The sequence below is a fragment of the Psychroflexus torquis ATCC 700755 genome, from assembly GCF_000153485.2.
GTDB lineage: Bacteria > Bacteroidota > Bacteroidia > Flavobacteriales > Flavobacteriaceae > Psychroflexus > Psychroflexus torquis.
This window is the reverse complement of the sequence record NC_018721.1, coordinates 3,577,861-3,596,008: the sequence shown is the minus strand read 5'-3', so window position 1 is coordinate 3,596,008 and position 18,148 is coordinate 3,577,861. Positions and strand designations below refer to the sequence as shown.

Sequence of the window (18,148 nt, the reverse complement as noted above, 5' to 3'; positions counted from 1 at the left end):
CGTCGAAGCAAAAGAACTTCTCTGTCGGAATGACAAGACGCTGATGTCATTCTGAAGGAGCCTTTTCAGCGACTGAAGAATCTTAGCTATCGAAAGCACATAGATTCCTCGTCGAAGCAAAAGGACTTCTCTGTCGGAATGACAACACATTACTGTCATTCTGAAGGAGCCTTTTTCAGCGACTGAATAATCTCTTTTTATCGAAAGTACATAGATTCCTCGTCGAAGACAAAAACTTCTCTGTCGGAATGACATTAAGATTCCTCGTCAAAGCAAAAGAACTTCTCTGTCGGAATGACATTGAGATTCCTCGACGAAGCAAAAAAGAGCTTCTCTGTCGGAATGACATTGAGATTCCCCGGCAAAGCAAAAGAGCTTCTCTGTCGGAATGACAAAGAGATTCCTCGACGAGGACAAACTCTAACTTATATAATTCCAAATCGTCTTATCATTAAATAGGGCTCTGAAGGCCACATTGATCATGTGGTGCTCCTCTAATTTGAAATTAGGATCGGCCTTGATAACATGGTGGGCATAGCTCCGAGCAATTTTTAAAATCTGATTATCCTTAACCAAGTCAGCAATTTTTAATTCGAGAACGCCGCTTTGCTGGGTTCCCATCAGATTACCAGGGCCTCTCAATTTTAAATCTACCTCAGCGATTTCAAATCCGTCGTTGGTTCCCGTCAGGGTTTCCATCCGAGTTTTCCCATCAGCACTTAATTTTTTCCCTGTGATGAGAACACAATAGCTCTGCTCTGCCCCTCGCCCTACTCGACCTCTCAATTGGTGTAACTGTGATAAGCCAAAACGCTCAGCACTTTCTATAATCATCAAACTGGCATTAGGGACGTTAACGCCAACTTCTATAACAGTGGTGGCGACCATGATCTGTGTTTTTCCTTTAACGAAGCGTTCCATCTCGTAAGCTTTGTCTTGAGGCTTCATCTTGCCATGAACAATTGAAATTTGATACTTGGGTTTTGGAAATTCGCGTTCTATACTTGCATAGCCGTCCATTAGATCTTTATAGTCAAAGTTGGCAGATTCTTCAATTAGTGGATAAACGATATACACTTGGCGACCTTTATGGACTTCATCTTTTATAAATTTGAAAACCTTTAAGCGATTGCTATCGAAGCGATGTACGGTTTTGATGGGTTTCCTTCCTGGCGGCAATTCATCGATCACAGATATGTCTAAATCGCCATACAGACTCATAGCCAAAGTCCTAGGAATAGGTGTGGCTGTCATTACTAGTACGTGAGGAGGTAACGTATTTTTCTTCCATAGTTTAGCACGCTGTGCAACTCCAAATCTGTGCTGCTCATCGATAACGGCTAGACCGATGTTTTTGAATTTTACGGTATCTTCAATAAGCGCATGGGTACCGATTAAAATATGCAATTCGCCATTTTGAAGGCGTTCATGTAATACTTTTCTATCCTTCTTCTTGGTGGAACCTGTCAAGATCTCCACTTGAACGCCTATAGGTTCACATAATTCTGAAATGCCCTCATAATGTTGTGAAGCCAGAATTTCGGTTGGTGCCATCAAACAGGCCTGAAATCCATTATCTATAGCTATCAACATACTCATAAGAGCCACTATGGTTTTTCCTGAGCCTACATCACCCTGTAATAAGCGATTCATCTGAGCATTACTTCCTAGATCTTTGCGTATTTCTTTCAGTACTCGCTTTTGAGCACCAGTAAGTTCAAATGGAAGAACAGTGTTATAAAACGCATTGAAATACTCACCCACTTGCTTAAACCTAAAGCCTTTAATTTTTGATTTATGAACCGCATTTTTTCTAAGTAACTGCAATTGGATGTAGAAAAACTCTTCAAACTTGAGTCGGAATTGCGCTTTTGCCAAAAGCTCTGAAGATTGAGGAAAATGGACATTAATCATGGCTTCTGTCTTCGATATTAACTTTAGATCCGCTATGATCGAAGAGGGTAAGGTTTCGCTAAAATTACCTGATTGTTCAAGCAACCCAAACATCAAGGTGCTTATCATACGATTGGAAATCCCTCTTTTGCTTAATTTTTCAGTAGAAGGATATACCGGATACATTTTAACGTTAGACTTTGTTTTGGCTTTTTCCAACTCTTCAATTTCAGGATGTGGCATCGAAAAACTACCATTGAAATTATTCAATTTACCAAAAATGACATAAGGCGCATTCGTATTCACGTTTTCCAAAATCCATTTGTGACCTCGAAACCAAACCAACTCTATACTGCCAGTATCATCTTGAAAGTTTGCAACCACCCGCTTACCCTGTTTCATAGGAAGAGTCCGCACCCCTGTTATCTTTCCGATAATTTGAACTTCAGCAGAATTATCCTGCAACTCAGATATTTTATAAAAGCGAGACTTATCTATATATCTAAATGGGAAAAACTCAAGTAAATTTTGAAAACTATGGATATGCAGTTCAGTTTTCAATAAATCTGCTCTATTGGGCCCAACACCTTTTAAGTATTCGATGGGTGTTTGTAGGGTTTTTGCGTCCATAATACGAATATAATATATTTTGCTAAAATTTGAATTTCATACATAAAAAAAGCCTTTCTCTTGAAAAGATATTTAGCCACTGTCATTCTGAAGGAGCTTTTCGCGACTGAAGAATCTATCCCTGTCGAAAACAAAAAGATTCCTCGTCAAGGCAAAAAGAGCCTCTCTGTCGGAATGACACTGAGATTCCTCGGCGAAGCAAAAGGCTTCTCTGTCGGAATGACATTGAGATTCCTCTTATCGTAGGAATGAAAAGACGCTGATGTCATTCTGAAGGAGCCTTTTCGGGGACTGAAGAATCTATCCATTTCGAAAACAAAAAGATTCCTCGTCAAAGCAAAAGGGCTTCTCTGTCGGAATGACACTGAGATTCCTCGGCGAAGCAAAAAGCTTCTCTGTCGGAGTGACAAGACGCTGATGTCATTCTGAAGAAGCCTTTTCGGCGACTGAAGAATCTATCCCTGTCGAAAAACTAAAGATTCCTCGTCGAAGCAAAAAGCTTCTCTGTCGGAATGACATTGAGATTCCTCGTCAAGGCAAAAACAGCCTCTCTGTCGGAATGACATTGAGATTCCTCGTCGAAGCAAAAAAACTTCTCTGTCGGAATGACAAAACGCAGCTGTCATTCTGAAGGAGCCGATAGGCGACTGAAGAATCTATCCCTGTCGAAAACAAAAAGATTCCTCGTCAAGGCAAAAAGAGCCTCTCTGTCGGAATGACAAAACGCCGCTGTCATTCTGAAGGAGCCGATAGGCGACTGAAGAATCTATCCCTTTCGAAAACAAAAAGATTCCTCGTCGAAGCAAAAAAACTTCTCTGTCGGAATGACATTGAGATTCCTCGTCAAAGCCAAAAAACTTCTCTGTCGGAATGACAAGACGCCACTGTCATTCTGAAGGAGCTTTTTGCGACTGAAGAATCTGTCCCTTTCGAAAGCACATAGATTCCTCGTCAAAGCAAAAGAGCTTCTCTGTCGGAATGACATTGAGATTCCTCTTATTGTCGGAATGAAAAGATGCTGCTGTCATTCTGAAAGAGCTTTTCGCGACTGAAGAATCTACCCCTTTCGAAAACAAAAAGATTCCTCGTCGAAGCAAAAAGAGCTTCTCCGTCGGAATGACATTGAGATTCCTCGTCGAAGCCAAAAGTTTATCATAAAAAAAAGCTGCCTATTCAGGGCAGCTTCTTTTATGATAAACTTTTAAAAACTAGTCTTCGTATTTTTTTGAATACCTTTTGTACAATTCCGTTTGATGAGTCTCTAAACTTATATCCCTTCCTTGTATAAAAGCTTTGGTTAAAATATTTCCTCGCATATCGAGGGCATCGCCTTCACTGATAAAAAGGGTAGCATCTTTTCCCACTTCAAGAGAACCAATTTGATCTTCCATGCCAAGAATTTTTGCTGTATTAAGGGTGATCATCTGTAATGCCAATTCCTTATCCACTCCAAATGCAGCAGCAGTTCCTGCATAAAATGGTAGGTTTCGAGAATTCATACGTTCCATACGCCCACTTCCTTCCAAGGCTACTAAAACGCCAGCATCACTAAGTAATTTCGGCAATTTATAGGGTAAATCATAATCATCATCTTCAAAATTTGGATTGAGATGTGTCCGTTGTATCAATACAGAAATACCATTAGCTTTTAAATCGGCAGCTACTTTATAAGCGTGATATCCACCAACAATAGTCACTCTGTTTAGATCCATTTTTCTTTTAAAGCTAATCACATCTTTGATTTCCTTTTCGCCATCCACATGGATAAATAAACCTTTTGAACCGTCAAACAATCCGTCCATGGCCTCAAATTCCAAGTCTTTTTCTTTAGAGCCAGGAACATAGGCTTCAGCATTTTTAAAGTAAGCCACCACTTCATCTATTTCTTGGGTGTACTCTTTATTTTTCTCCCAAACTCTATCCGTATCATACCAACTTCCACTTCTGCTAAACCCATTAGGCCAATTTAAGTGAATAGCATCATTTTCTTTAATAACCGCATCTTCCCAATTCCAAGCGTCAAATTGAACAATAGAAGAAGTTCCAGAAATACGCCCACCTTGTGGTGTAATCTGGCCCATCAACACACCGTTGGGACGCATACTTTCTACGACTTGACTTTCAGCGTTGTAGGCGATTAAACTTCTAACGTGAGGTAACATTTTACCCATTTCATCTTTATCGTCCGTAGCGGCAACAGCATCAATCTCTACAAGGCCTAAAGTAGCATTGGGAGCTATAAAGCCAGGATAGACATGTTTCCCATTAGCATCGATGGTTTTCCCTTTTGCTTGTGAGGTATCTGTGCCGACATAAGTTATTTTTCCATCTTCAAAAACCACTACAGAATTTTCAACGACATCCGTATTACCAATATGAGCGGTCGCTCCCACTATCGAAATAGTTTCAGTTTGCTGTGGGGCTGGGGTTTGTTGAGCATTTATAAATTGTGTAGAGGCCAGTGCAACGACACAGCTTAATAGTATATGTATATATTTCATCTTATTCGTGTATGTGGTTAATATCGTCTAAACTATCGCAGTGTAAAAAGGCTTTCTCTTTCTTTTGAATAGGCTGAGTTTTTAAACCTTTATTTTTAGCTTTCATCATTTTATGGATTAAGAATTGTCTTTCCTTCTGAATTTGATCGCGCATCACTTTATCTTTTTCGATATCAAAATACACAACCCCTTCTATAATCGTTTTTTCAGGTTTCGCGTAAATGGAAAGAGGATCTGCATTCCAAAGGACAACATCTGCATCTTTTCCTTCTTTTATACTTCCTACTCTATCGTCTAGATGAAGAAGTTTTGCAGGATTAAGCGTGACAAATTTCCAGGCGTCTTCAGCAGACACTCCACCATATTTCATGCTTTTAGCCGCTTCTTGATTTAAGCGTCTTATCATTTCGCCATCATCACTATTTATGGCTACAGTAACACCTTGGTTGTGCATGATAGAGGCATTGAAGGGGATTGCATCTTTTACTTCGTATTTGTAAGCCCACCAATCGCTGAAGGTAGAAGCACCTGCTCCATGTTCTCTCATGATATCGGCCACCTTATAACCTTCCAAGATATGGGTAAATGTGTTGACCTTAAAATCAAATTCTTCGGCTACTTTCATCAGCATATTGATTTCACTTTGAACATAAGAATGGCAACTGATAAATCGCTCTCCATTGATAATTTCAAGTAGAGTTTCCATTTCATCATCGTATCGATAAGGCTCACCTGTAGCTTTTTTCTCGCCATAAGCTTTAGCTCTAGAGAAGTAATCTCTAAACACTTGCTCCACCCCCATTCTAGTTTGTGGAAATCTTGAGTTACCACCCCAGTTGGATTGTTTTACATTTTCCCCAAGGGCAAATTTTATATATTTTGGTGAATTGTTATAAATAAGATCTTCTGCGTTCTCTCCCCATTTCAATTTTAAAATAGCAGAACGTCCACCAATTGGATTTGCAGATCCATGTAACAATTGTATACTGGTGACTCCACCTGCAATTGCTCTATAAATACTTATATCATCAGGATCTACGGCATCTTCCATAGTGACTTCTGCAGAGGAATTATGCCCTCCTTCATTTATGGAAGTTCCCGCGATATGAGAATGCTCATCTATTATTCCTGCCGTTAAAAACTTACCAGTTCCATCAATAACTTTTGCACCTCTATCACTCAAGTCTTTACCAATTTTATCGATTTTTCCGTCCTTGAGTAAAACGTCTGTATTTTCCAGCGTTCCTTCAGATTCTCCAGTAATCACTGTGGCGTTTTTAATCAGTAAACGCTCTGATTCTGTAGAGGCTTCATCTCTTCCATAAGCCAGATTAGGATAAGACATCGATAGCATTTCCATGCTTTCTTCTTCCTCCTCTTCATCCTTCTTTTCTGAATTTTCTGAAGATTCCTCTGTTTTTTGCGTTGCTTTAAAACCTGTTGTATCCCCATTTGCTAAAATAACTTTACCACTGAAACTAGATTGAAAAGGCTCTATTTTTGAAGATAAAATAGCATACTCTTCTTTTGATTTGTCAGTATCATTCAAAATTAGAGTCATCCAGTCCTCTTCATAATTGAGTTTAGTTCCTAATTTTAAAGTATCTTTTACAACTTCAACAGAGAATTTTCCAGATTTGTTTTTGATGGCCATATCGAAAGTTTCACCATTAAAAACCAAATCATAGTTGCCTGAAATATCCACAACATCCAAAGGCTCGTAACTATGGCGGTGACCTTGAACCCAGTTTTCATGAATTTTAAATTCATCTTCAAATAATTCATGAGACGTGATAATAAAATTGGCAATTTTACCCTTCTCCAAAGTTCCTAAAAGGTCTGAAGCACCGATAACTTTTGCAGGTTGAGTGGTTAAAGCTGCAAAAGCTATGGTTTTATCCAAGCCCAAGTCAACTGACTTTTTTAGATTTTTAAGTAAATCTTCTGGTGATTTTAGACCCTTAGTTGTAAATGATATGTCTATTCCATTTTCTGAAAGGATTTTAGCATTCACTGGAGCATACTGCCAGTGTTTCATCTCCCCCAAAGAGAGATAATCTCTTAGGAAAGGATCTTCAACATTGAAAGCATCTGGAAATTTTAAAGGCAGCACAAAATGAGCGTTGGTCGCTTTTATGGTTTCTACTCTTTTATATTCATCTCCAGATCCAATGATGGTGTATTGCACTCCAAATTGATCTCCAATCTTATCGGCCCGTAAAGCATCCAGATAATCGTCTACAGAAAATAATTGGGGTAGACTTTTCTTAGCAAGATACGCTTCAATAGCAAGATCTTTCTCTTCTATAATTTTGTTTTGATAAGCTTTGCTATCATGATAAAATTGTCTCAATAAAGCAGTATATCCCATTATAGAACTTGGGTAAGCTTGTCTAGACTGTTTGCTTTTGCTAAATTCATAATACATACCTGAATTCTCATTCAGCAGGTTACTGTTGAAGTTATCACCCTCCACTAATGCCATTAAAGCACCATTTCCTCTTATGAATCCATCAGTAACATGCGTATTTACTGCTCCAAAACCAGCTTTACGCATAGTTGCAGCAGTTTTTTCGTCAAATTTAAAATGAGATTTTGCAGATTGCTCTGGTCTTACATGATCATTCCAATAGTATCCTTTTCTATTAGGCTCATATTGTGGCTGACTAGAACTTGGCGCTTTTTGGATATCCTTGATTCCAAAATCTGAGTAGACTTCAACAAATGACGGATAGATGTGTTTTCCATTGGCGTCAATTTTAACTGTATTCTGAGGTAATTTTACATTTTTACCAGCCTCTACAATTTTTCCATCCTTGATCAGAAGAGTTGCATTTTCGATAGTCTCTGTTGGAGAAATATGAATAATCGCAGATTCCAAGGCGATATAATTGCTGGATCTAGTTTTTACAGCCTTATTGTCAGGAAAATAATCCTGAGCAAAAAGACTCAAACTAAATAAGCAAAATAATAAGAAGACATTTTGTTTCATTGAGATTAAATTTTATGGTTAATGAGATTGTTGTTTATAATAATTAACCAGTAACGCGACAACATAGCTATAACTTTCTATGCCTTGGGGCTGGTTATTGACTTTTAAATAATTGCCATATATTTTTTCCATAATTAACTCTACTGGACCTGAATAAGCTTCCCAAAAGTTTTGAACTTCTTGGTAGTTTTTGAGAATACCAGGATGCAAATCAGAGATTAGAACCCCTGATAAGACTGGGTCTTTTTTATACATATCGTTAAGACTGTACTTTAAAGCAAAAGTTAAACCTGAGTAACGTAAAAATTTATTGCTGTCTTCCATAGTAATTATTGAGGCTATAAAATTAGCCTCATTTTCCTTAGAAAAGCCCAACTGATGTCCGATCTCGTGAGCCATCGTTGTTGGAAATTTATACGTAGGAATCTTATAATTGTACTGAGCTTCATTCGTAAATGGATTCACATATCCACTAAATCCTGCGTAGGAAAGCGGCAACGAAAACAAAGAAGGCTTTAGGTTTTCTATGCGATAAGAAATTTTTAGATCGGTATTATCTGTATTTTGGTAAGCCTTAAATACCAGATCTTGAACTTCTTTTTGTGTAAAATCATAGTCAACCTTCAAACTGTCCTCACTCACCAATTGAGAGTGTAGAGTATTGGTTTGTTGAATGAGATCGCAAATGTATTCCAATAAGTCTGCTTTGTTATATTCCGTAGAAATTCCTAAAGAGTCATGAAGCGGAAGCCTATAATAATTAAACCCCCAAAATACGTGAAATAAAAAATAGATTAAGGAGACAAATGCAAAAGCTTCTAGCAGCATCGTCTTTAGACTTTTAGTTTTTCGCCTTATAAGCTTAATAAGCCATCCCAGAATGATTAATACCATAGCTGAATAAAATAGGTCGCCGATAGAAAAAGGAATCCATGACGTTAAAAAGTGTTGTAATTGGGAGATATAAACAAAAAAAGACTGGCTGTAATAGGTTTCTACCAAATCGGGAAATCCCTTAAGGATATAAATAAAAAGCAATTGAATTGGGAAAAAAATAGCCAGTAACTTTAGGATGGTGTTTCTCAAGAATTCAATTTTAAAATTAATTTTTAGCGATCTAGAAATCTGTAATTCTACACTTAGGTCAAACTTAATCAAATTCTAAAAATACTCACATATTTATCGTAATTTTGAGGGCGTCAAAACACATCTTTAATTCATCAAGAAATGATAATCTTCTTCAAGGCTGAATCGACGCATCGCTTCGCTGTTTCCATAGATAAACGACCAGATTACGAAACTATCAAAAAACTAAAATGGGTCTTCGGCGATGCTCAGTTTGTTGATAAAAAACATTTGGAGGGTCAATATATAGGGCCTAGACAAGTTATGGTCACTCCATGGAGTACCAATGCAGTAGAAATTACTCAAAACATGGGAATTGAAGGAATTTCAAGGATTGAAGAATTTCATGAAGTAACTTCTGAGGAAACGCGTTTTGATAAAATGCTTTTTCAAAAGTATAGTGTATTGGATCAAAATCTGTTTACAATCCATATAGAACCAGAACCAGTTTTAGAAATTGAGGACATCGCCGCTTACAATCAAAAGGAAGGTTTAGCGCTTAATGGCGAGGAGGTCTATTATTTAGAAAAGTTATCCAAAAAATTGAATCGTCGTCTTACCGATGCTGAAGTTTTCGGTTTTTCTCAAGTCAACTCGGAACATTGTCGTCATAAAATTTTCAATGGTACTTTTATTATTGATGGAGAAGAGCAAAAAGAATCCCTCTTTACACTGATTAGAAAAACTTCTGAAACGCATCCCAATACAATCGTTTCTGCCTACAAAGACAATGTCGCTTTTATCGAAGGGCCTCACGTTGAGCAATTCGCTCCGCAAAGACCAGACATAGCTTCAGAATATAAAAACTCAACTTTCAGTTCTGTCATTTCCTTAAAAGCTGAAACTCATAATTTTCCAACTACTGTTGAACCTTTCAACGGGGCAGCAACGGGAAGCGGTGGTGAGATACGAGACAGGCTAGCTGGAGGAAAAGGATCTTTGCCTCTTTCTGGATCTGCCGTGTATATGACTGCTTATCCAAGATTAAAAGATGATAAACCCTGGGAAAAAGTAAGTGCTGAAAGAGACTGGCTGTATCAAAGTCCGCTTGATATCTTGATTAAAGCCTCCAATGGGGCTTCAGATTTTGGTAATAAGTTTGGGCAGCCCCTCATCAATGGTTCTCTTTTCACCTTTGAACACGAAGAACACAACAGACTTTTAGCTTACGATAAAGTCGTTATGCTAGCTGGAGGTGTCGGATACGGCAAGGCCAATCAGGCTATAAAAGAATTGCCTCAAGAAAATGATGATATTGTTATTCTTGGTGGAGACAACTATAGAATTGGAATGGGAGGTGCTGCGGTATCTTCTTCGGACACTGGTAAATTTAACAGTAATATTGAATTAAATGCTGTACAACGGTCTAATCCTGAAATGCAAAAAAGAGCAGCCAATGCTATTAGAGCCATGGTGGAGCTAGATCATAATCCTATTCGTTCCATTCACGATCATGGCGCTGGTGGACATTTAAACTGCTTAAGCGAATTGGTAGAAGACACAGGAGGCCATATCGATATCAACAAACTTCCTGTAGGAGACACAACGCTTTCCGCAAAAGAGATTATTGGTAACGAATCCCAAGAACGCATGGGACTTGTCATTAGTGAAGAAGATTCTAAGTTTTTAGAAAAAGTTGCCTTGCGTGAACGGTCGCCAATGTACAGAGTTGGGAAGGTCACTAACGATCATCAATTTGTTTTTAAGAATTCTAAAACTCAAGAAAAACCTCTAGATCTTAAGCTTGAAGATATGTTTGGAAGTTCTCCAAAGACCTTCATGAAAGATCAAAGAGTACATAGAGAGTATAGTGACATAACCTATAATCCAGACCATATTTACAGCTACGTAGAAAAACTGCTTCAGCTGGAATCTATAGCTTGTAAAGACTGGCTAGTGAATAAAGTAGATCGCTGTGTGACTGGACGAGTTGCCGTGCAGCAAACCCTTGGCCCGCTTCAAGTTCCTCTCAACAACTGTGGAGTGGTGGCTTTAGATTACAACGGCAAAGAGGGGGTTGCCAGTTCTATTGGTCACTCCCCCATTTCTGGACTTATTGATCCTGTTGCTGGTGCCAAAAATTCTATTGCTGAAGCCCTCACGAACCTTATTTGGGCTCCCCTAAAAGACAATCTCACTTCAGTGTCATTATCTGCCAACTGGATGTGGCCATGTCATAATCCTGGTGAAGATGCGAGATTGTATGATGCTGTAGAGGCCGTTTCAGAATTTGCCATTAATTTAGGAATCAATGTCCCTACCGGAAAAGATTCCTTATCGATGAAGCAACGCTACAAAGATAAAGAGGTGCTTTCCCCTGGCACCGTTATTATATCTGCCGCAGCAAATTGTAATGACGTTACAAATGTTGTGGAACCTATGTTTCAGAAAAATAGTGGTTCTATTTACTATTTAGATTTATCTCAGCATAGCTTGCAATTAGGAGGTTCTGCTTTTGCTCAAACCTTAGGTAAATTAGGAATTAAAGCACCTGGGATTCATAAGGATGATGAGTTTAAAAAGAAGTTTAATGCTGTTCAAACCTTAATTAAACATCATAAAATAGCGAGTGGACATGATATTTCTTCTGGTGGTTTGATAACAACGCTGCTTGAATTGTGTTTTGCAGACAATGATCTTGGAGCTGATATCCAGCTTTCAAAGTTTAAAGAACAAGATATTTTTAAAATTCTGTTCTCAGAAAATTCTGGTATTGTCTTTCAAGTCAATGACGAGATCACAAATGAGTTTAAAGAACTTGGTATTGAGCCTTTATATTTAGGGGAAGTTAATGCCTCTGGGGCACTCAAGATTTCTCATAAAGATCAAAATTTAGAATTTGATATCGATATGTACAGAACGCATTGGATGCAAACCTCTTATGAATTCGACAAGCACCAAAGTGGTGAGAAAAAAGCCAAAGAACGTCACGATAATTTTAAACATAATGCTTTAAAATTTAAGTTTCCAGAGCATTTTGATGGAACACTAAAAGCTGTAAAAGGCCAACGAGTTAAAGCAGCTATTATAAGAGAAAAGGGATCTAACAGTGAACGAGAAATGGCTAGAGCCCTGCACTTAGCTGGATTCGATGTGAAAGACATTCACATGACAGATTTAATGTCTGGTGAGGAAACCCTTGAAGATGTTCAGTTTATAGCAGCGGTAGGCGGTTTTTCCAATTCTGATGTTTTAGGCAGTGCTAAAGGGTGGGCAGGCACTTTTAAATACAATGAAAATGCTAATTTGGCTCTGCGTAATTTCTTCGATAGAGAAGACACTTTATCTATAGGAGTTTGTAATGGTTGCCAACTGTTCATAGAACTAGGACTCATTACTCCTCACCATAAGGAAAAACCTAAAATGCTTCATAATGACTCTGGAAAATTTGAATGTAGATTTACCGCGGTCGATATTGCTGATAGCAATAGCATTATGCTAAAAAGCCTTGAAGGTTCTACTTTAGGAATCTGGGCAGCACATGGTGAGGGTAAATTTCACTTACCCTTAGAAGAATCTAAATATTCCATTCCTGCAAAATACTTCAGAGAAGAATTTCCTTGTAACCCAAATGGTTCAGATTACAATGCTGCTATGTTATGTGACGATTCAGGACGACATCTTGTAATGATGCCTCATTTAGAACGTTCCACTTTTTCATGGAACTGGGCCCATTATCCAAAAGATAGAAAAGATGAGGTTTCACCATGGATTGAAGCCTTTCAAAATGCAAAATACTGGTTAAATAAACACTAAAACATGCTTAGAAAAGAAGAACTCATCGATAAACTACAGCTCGAAAAACATCCTGAAGGAGGCTATTTTAAAGAGACTTATAGAAGTGAAACCCTACTTCCTGAATCTGCTTTACCTTCTGAATTTACTTCTGGCAGACATGCAAGTACATGCATCTATTTTATGCTCACCTCAGATGAATTCTCAGCTTTTCATAAAGTAAATCAAGATGAAGCTTGGCATTTTTATTTAGGGAAAACCATCACACTTCATATAGTTTCACCTGAAGGTAACTATTCTCAAGTAAGCATTGGAAACGACTTTAGTCAAAAAGAAACCCCTCAGTTTGTAGTTCCCGCTCAGCACTGGTTTGCCGCGGAAATCAAAACTGAAGATAGCTTTGCTTTAGTAGGGTGTACAGTCGCTCCAGGGTTCGATTTTGACGACTTCAACCTAGCAGAACCACAAGAACTTCAACAGCTATTCCCTCAACACAAAGAGATCATACAAAAGCTCACCCGATAATTTAAACTTGTTTTGAAAACGAAGACTTGTGCTATTTGTGGTCTCGATTTTGGAGTCTTGTATAGAATTCAGATCAAAAAGGGAAAAGCATGGCTATTCGCTTGCAAAACTTGTGTTGAAAAAAAACAGACTGAAACGCATTATAAATATGGGGGAACTTGGAAAGGCAAAAGACACTAGCGTATTCATGTTTTATGATAATTTTTAGATTTATAGAGCCTTTCAGTTTTTAATTCTTAGATTGCATTTTTTAATTAACATAGTGATGAAATTAGATTTTTTCACCTTGTTAACAGTTTGCAAAAACGAGAAACAACATGGCTATGAGTCCGATTTTCAGAAAAAAATCAACTTATACATGAGAACAACTTGTTGTTATCTCTTCGCATTTCAATCCATTCGAGGTTGATGAAATCATTTAAAAGGTGAAAAGAAGTTTAATAAAATCCCAAATTACATTTTGGATTTTGTCTTTTCACAACCAGAAACCAAAATATGACTAAAATATTACTCCTTATTTGGATTCCCTTTCTTACTTATAGCCAAGATAAACCTATAGTAAATATTGGCGGAGCCTTACGTTATAATTATTTATACAGTTCCTGGAATTCTGACCAAAAAGATATTGGTGGTGACTTTATCTATGATATTTTTCGAATAAATGCAGAAGCAAGATACAAAGATGTGTATCTTAATGTTGAGTACCGAGAATATTCTGATTCCTTTGGGGGAGGTTTTTTAAAACAAGGTTGGATGGGATATTCGTTAAGCGAACAAGAAGATATTCAAATTGGCTTAACTCAAGTTCCCTTTGGGATTCAAACTTATAACTCCAATAATTGGTTTTTTAATTTGACCTATTATGTAGGTCTAGAAGACGGCCATGATATGGGAATAAAATATATGAACATAGGAGATAAATTTGAATACCAGCTAGCTTTTTTCAAAAACTCTGAGTTGTTCGATTTAGGGGGCTCCAATGAAGTAAGTTCCAATCGGTATGCATATGATATCGTGGGTAAAAATAAAGAGATCAATCAATTTAACGGAAAATTTATCTACAAAACTGGTGAGGAGTTTAAGCATCGCATCGGTTTTTCTGCTCAGTATGGTGGCTTGTATAACATTGAGACTAAAGAAACTGGAGACCATCATGCTTTAGGGCTCCATCATGAGGTATCTTATAAACGCTGGAATTTAAAGACAGAACTGCTTACAGTGGGTCACAATCCCATGAATGCTGATGGACAAAGCAGAGATATTGTTCGCATGGGAGCTTATGGATTTCCTTATGACGTAGCTTCAGATTTTGAGATGTATACCGCTGCTGTTTCATATGATCTCCCCGTTGATATTGGCCCCATTAGCAACCTGAAATTTTATAATGATTTTGGGTATATGGATAAGCGTGCTCAGGGGTTCAAAAACTCAGCTATGAATGTGACTGGCATGCTAGTGAGCGCTGGGGATGTATTTATTTATGTAGATTATGCCGCAGGATATAACCATTCTTGGTTTGGTGGAGATTTTACTAACGAATTAGGCCAAGGAAAACCAAACTTAGGCTGGGAAGCAAGATTCAATATAAATTTTGGATATTACTTTTTAACGGATAACAAATCCAGATAATTCAAAAATAAAAAACCTCTAGTGCAAACCAATGAGGTGGGGATTAAGAAATTAGTTATAAAAATTCGAGAAAAGCCCTCGAAAAATAAAACCTTCAAAGAAGGATTAAAATAAAAGTTATGCCAGAAAAAGTTACTAGAAGTGATGAAAAGAAATCCATTTTTGGACTTGAGGTCAACGGTCCCGTTTTTTTTTCTTCCATAATTTTGATCACCATAGGAATTGCTCTAACTCTCATTTATAAGGAATCAACTGAAGAGTTTTTCAGCACTGTTCAAAACCAAGTGGCAGAGTATGGCGGCTGGTTATTTGTGTTTAGCGTAAATTTTATCCTGATTTTTGTTACTTATTTAGCCTTCAGCAAGTTTGGTAAGATAAGGCTTGGAGGAAAGGATGCTGAACCAGAGTTTAAGACCGTATCCTGGTTCTCAATGCTGTTTAGCGCTGGTATGGGAATAGGTCTTTTATTTTGGAGTGTCGCTGAGCCTGTAACCCATTTTGGTGCACCACCCAATGCTGATGCAGATACGATTGCAGCAGCTAAGGAAGCTATGAATTTTAGTTTTCTACACTGGGGATTTCACCCTTGGGCTATTTATGCTTTAGTAGGTTTAGCCTTAGCTTTTTTCACTTATTCTAGAGGCTTACCACTAACGATAAGAAGTGTTTTTTATCCTTTTTTGGGTGATAAAATCTACGGAGTTATTGGGGATATTATTGATGTTTTTGCAGTCTTGGCTACTTTGTTTGGTCTGGCGACTTCACTTGGGTTTGGAGTACAACAAGTAGCAGCAGGCTTAGAACAGGTCTTCGGATTAAGCAGCGGAACGACAACCCAAGTATTACTTATTGCAGGTATTACCTTAATAGCTACAATTTCGGTGGTGCTTGGAGTTGACAAAGGGGTTAAGGTCTTAAGTGAGTGGAATATCAGGATAGCAGTTTTACTATTGGTTTTAGTTTTGATCTTAGGTCCTACCCTTTTTATTTTTGAAAGTTATTTAGAAAATTTAGGGAATTATTTTAGCAGTGTAGTAGAAATTTCACTTTGGAATGAAAGTTTTACGGGAGGAGATTGGCAAAATAATTGGACGATTTTTTATTGGGGTTGGTGGATATCATGGTCTCCTTTTGTTGGAACTTTTATTGCCAGAATTTCCAAAGGGAGAACGATTAAAGAATTTATCCTTGGAGTTTTAATAGTTCCTACCTTGATTACATTTTTTTGGGTTACAGCTTTTGGAAGTTCTGCATTAGATATGGTTATGAATGGTAATGATGCAGTTTCTGTGGCGGTAGATAATGATGTAGCTACAGCTTTATTTGTCTTTTTTGAGGACTTTCCCTTCACCATGGGTCTTAATATAGTTGCTATTATTTTGATTATGGGCTTTTTTATAACCTCTTCAGATTCAGGATCTCTAGTGATAGATAACCTTACCTCTGGTGGTAAAATTGACGCCCCTGTAGGACAACGGATCTTTTGGGCGATTACCGAAGGAGCTGTTGCAGCAGTCTTGCTCATAGGTGGAGGACTCGGGGCGCTTCAAACTGCAGCAATTGCTTCTGGATTGCCTTTCGCCATCATTCTTCTTGTCATGTGCTATTCCTTGTACAAAGGATTGAAAGATGAAGTCAAAAAACACGAACGCTACAAAGAGGTTGTACAGAAAGAAGATTATGAAGAAATTGTAAGAAAAATTATTAAAAAACGCAATAAAAATGAATCAATATGAGGACATTAAATAAAGTGCTAGTCGGTTTAGACTTATCTGATATTGACGAACAATTAATCGCCTACAGTTCTTTTTTTACTGAATTAACCGACGTTAAAAAAGTGTATTTTGTTCATAATATTAAGCGATACGAAATTTCTGAAGTCCTTGAAAAAGAAATCGAAAATGTAGATCTAGAAAGTATTATTACAGAGGAACTCAAAGACATGATAGAAGCAAACTTTACGGCAAAAGTGGAGTGGGAAGTACTGATTTCTGATGATCCTTACACAGAATCCTTAATGAGCTATATCGTAAATAAATATAGTATCGACTTGCTTATTTTAGGGAATAAGAATAATAAAAACGGGTCTGGTACTCTCGGGTTTAAATTACTTAGGACTATAAAATGTGAATTTTTGTGGGTTCCTTCCACCATGAAAACAAAATTGAAAAAAGTATGGATTGGTACAGATTTTTCTAGTGCTTCAAAAAAATGCTTTTCTTTTGCTGAGTATATCCAATCAAAACAAAATTTTAGTTTGGAAGCCGTCCATGTGTATAGTTTGCCCATTCATTTTTCTCCCTACGTCTCAGACTCTAAAATAGAGCCTAAACTGAGTCGCTACGTAGATAAGAAGTTTGATCAATTTCTCAATAAAATGAATTACTCTGGAGAAATCAAACAATATAAAATATTGGGGCGAGAAGCTAATATTGCTTCTAAATTAAAAAATGAAGCTTATAAAAATGATGTTGATTTGTTAATGGTCGCCGACAAAGGTTCCAATACTTTTTCAAACCTGAGTTTAGGTAGCATTACGGAAGATTTATTTAATAGAGATCTTAAAATCCCTTTACTTATTGTAAAGGATCATATTGGCGATTAAAAACAATGGAGATATCTTCAGCAGCATCATTTAGCTTCTTAAGCTGTTTAGATGTTTAGATGTTTTAAGCTTATCCGTAGCTTGCCGAATTTTAAAAACTCAGGGACCTAAGCTTAAAAAATAAATTCAGCAGATTCTGCAATCGTGGTTTCTGCTCGAGAGGAAGTTTACAAACTTGGTCTTAAAACTCTAATACCAATTAAAATAGTTGAAGTCGTTATTTTTGTTGATTATTAAGGGCAAAAATTTATGAATTATAGATAATAGAAAATGTGTTTGAATTAAAATCACTTCGAAAAAAGCAATAGAGTCATAGGCTTGAGAAACGAATAATCCGGCTAGGATCTATCCTTACCAAGCGTTTTAAAACTAGAAACGAACTTATGCCAAATTATATTTATAATGCCGTATGAATAAATTGAATTATACTACGACGTAGCTCAGCACAGGTTTTTTGAGTGATTGAAATAAAAATTAACTAGCATAGCCTTAGCTACGGTAACTATTTTTGAC

Annotated in this window: 9 protein-coding genes; 5 read left to right on the top strand and 4 right to left on the bottom strand. The window is 37.3% G+C overall.

The window, feature by feature from the left end; translation table 11 throughout:
• Nucleotides 1–420: 420 nt before the first annotated feature.
• The 4 genes from recG to P700755_RS15455 form a co-directional block, all read right to left on the bottom strand.
• The gene (gene recG / locus P700755_RS15475) at nucleotides 421–2,523 is read right to left on the bottom strand and encodes an ATP-dependent DNA helicase RecG (RefSeq protein WP_015025579.1); all 2,103 of its coding nucleotides are present in this window, start codon (nucleotides 2,521–2,523) and stop codon (nucleotides 421–423) included.
• Nucleotides 2,524–3,731: 1,208 nt separating this feature from the next.
• On the bottom strand, nucleotides 3,732–5,024 hold the full coding sequence (locus tag P700755_RS15465) for an amidohydrolase family protein (RefSeq protein WP_015025578.1): 1,293 nt from the start codon (nucleotides 5,022–5,024) through the stop codon (nucleotides 3,732–3,734).
• Nucleotide 5,025: 1 nt separating this feature from the next.
• Nucleotides 5,026–8,016, bottom strand: coding sequence for an amidohydrolase family protein (locus P700755_RS15460; RefSeq protein WP_015025577.1), 2,991 nt, complete (start codon nucleotides 8,014–8,016; stop codon nucleotides 5,026–5,028).
• Nucleotides 8,017–8,034: 18 nt separating this feature from the next.
• Nucleotides 8,035–9,102 carry a DUF3810 domain-containing protein gene (locus tag P700755_RS15455; RefSeq protein ID WP_015025576.1) on the bottom strand — a complete coding sequence of 356 codons (1,068 nt, stop codon included), beginning with the start codon at nucleotides 9,100–9,102 and terminating at the stop codon, nucleotides 8,035–8,037.
• Nucleotides 9,103–9,243: 141 nt separating this feature from the next.
• Here P700755_RS15455 and purL point away from each other — a divergent pair, with 141 nt between their 5' ends.
• From purL to P700755_RS15430, 5 genes are all read left to right on the top strand, one after another.
• Nucleotides 9,244–12,897 carry a phosphoribosylformylglycinamidine synthase gene (gene purL, locus P700755_RS15450; RefSeq protein WP_015025575.1) on the top strand — a complete coding sequence of 1,218 codons (3,654 nt, stop codon included), beginning with the start codon at nucleotides 9,244–9,246 and terminating at the stop codon, nucleotides 12,895–12,897.
• Between the two features lie 3 nt (nucleotides 12,898–12,900).
• Nucleotides 12,901–13,401, top strand: a complete 501-nt coding sequence (locus P700755_RS15445) for a cupin domain-containing protein (protein ID WP_015025574.1) — start codon at nucleotides 12,901–12,903, stop codon at nucleotides 13,399–13,401.
• A 495-nt stretch (nucleotides 13,402–13,896) separates the two neighbouring features.
• Nucleotides 13,897–15,030: a hypothetical protein gene (locus P700755_RS15440; RefSeq protein WP_015025572.1), complete on the top strand. Its 1,134-nt coding sequence runs from the start codon at nucleotides 13,897–13,899 to the stop codon at nucleotides 15,028–15,030.
• Nucleotides 15,031–15,149: 119 nt separating this feature from the next.
• A complete protein-coding gene (locus P700755_RS15435) occupies nucleotides 15,150–16,766 on the top strand; it encodes a BCCT family transporter (RefSeq protein WP_015025571.1) in 1,617 nt (538 codons plus the stop codon).
• On the top strand, nucleotides 16,763–17,635 hold the full coding sequence (locus tag P700755_RS15430) for a universal stress protein (RefSeq protein WP_015025570.1): 873 nt from the start codon (nucleotides 16,763–16,765) through the stop codon (nucleotides 17,633–17,635). The genes P700755_RS15435 and P700755_RS15430 overlap by 4 nt, the downstream gene beginning before the upstream one ends.
• Nucleotides 17,636–18,148 lie beyond the last annotated feature (513 nt).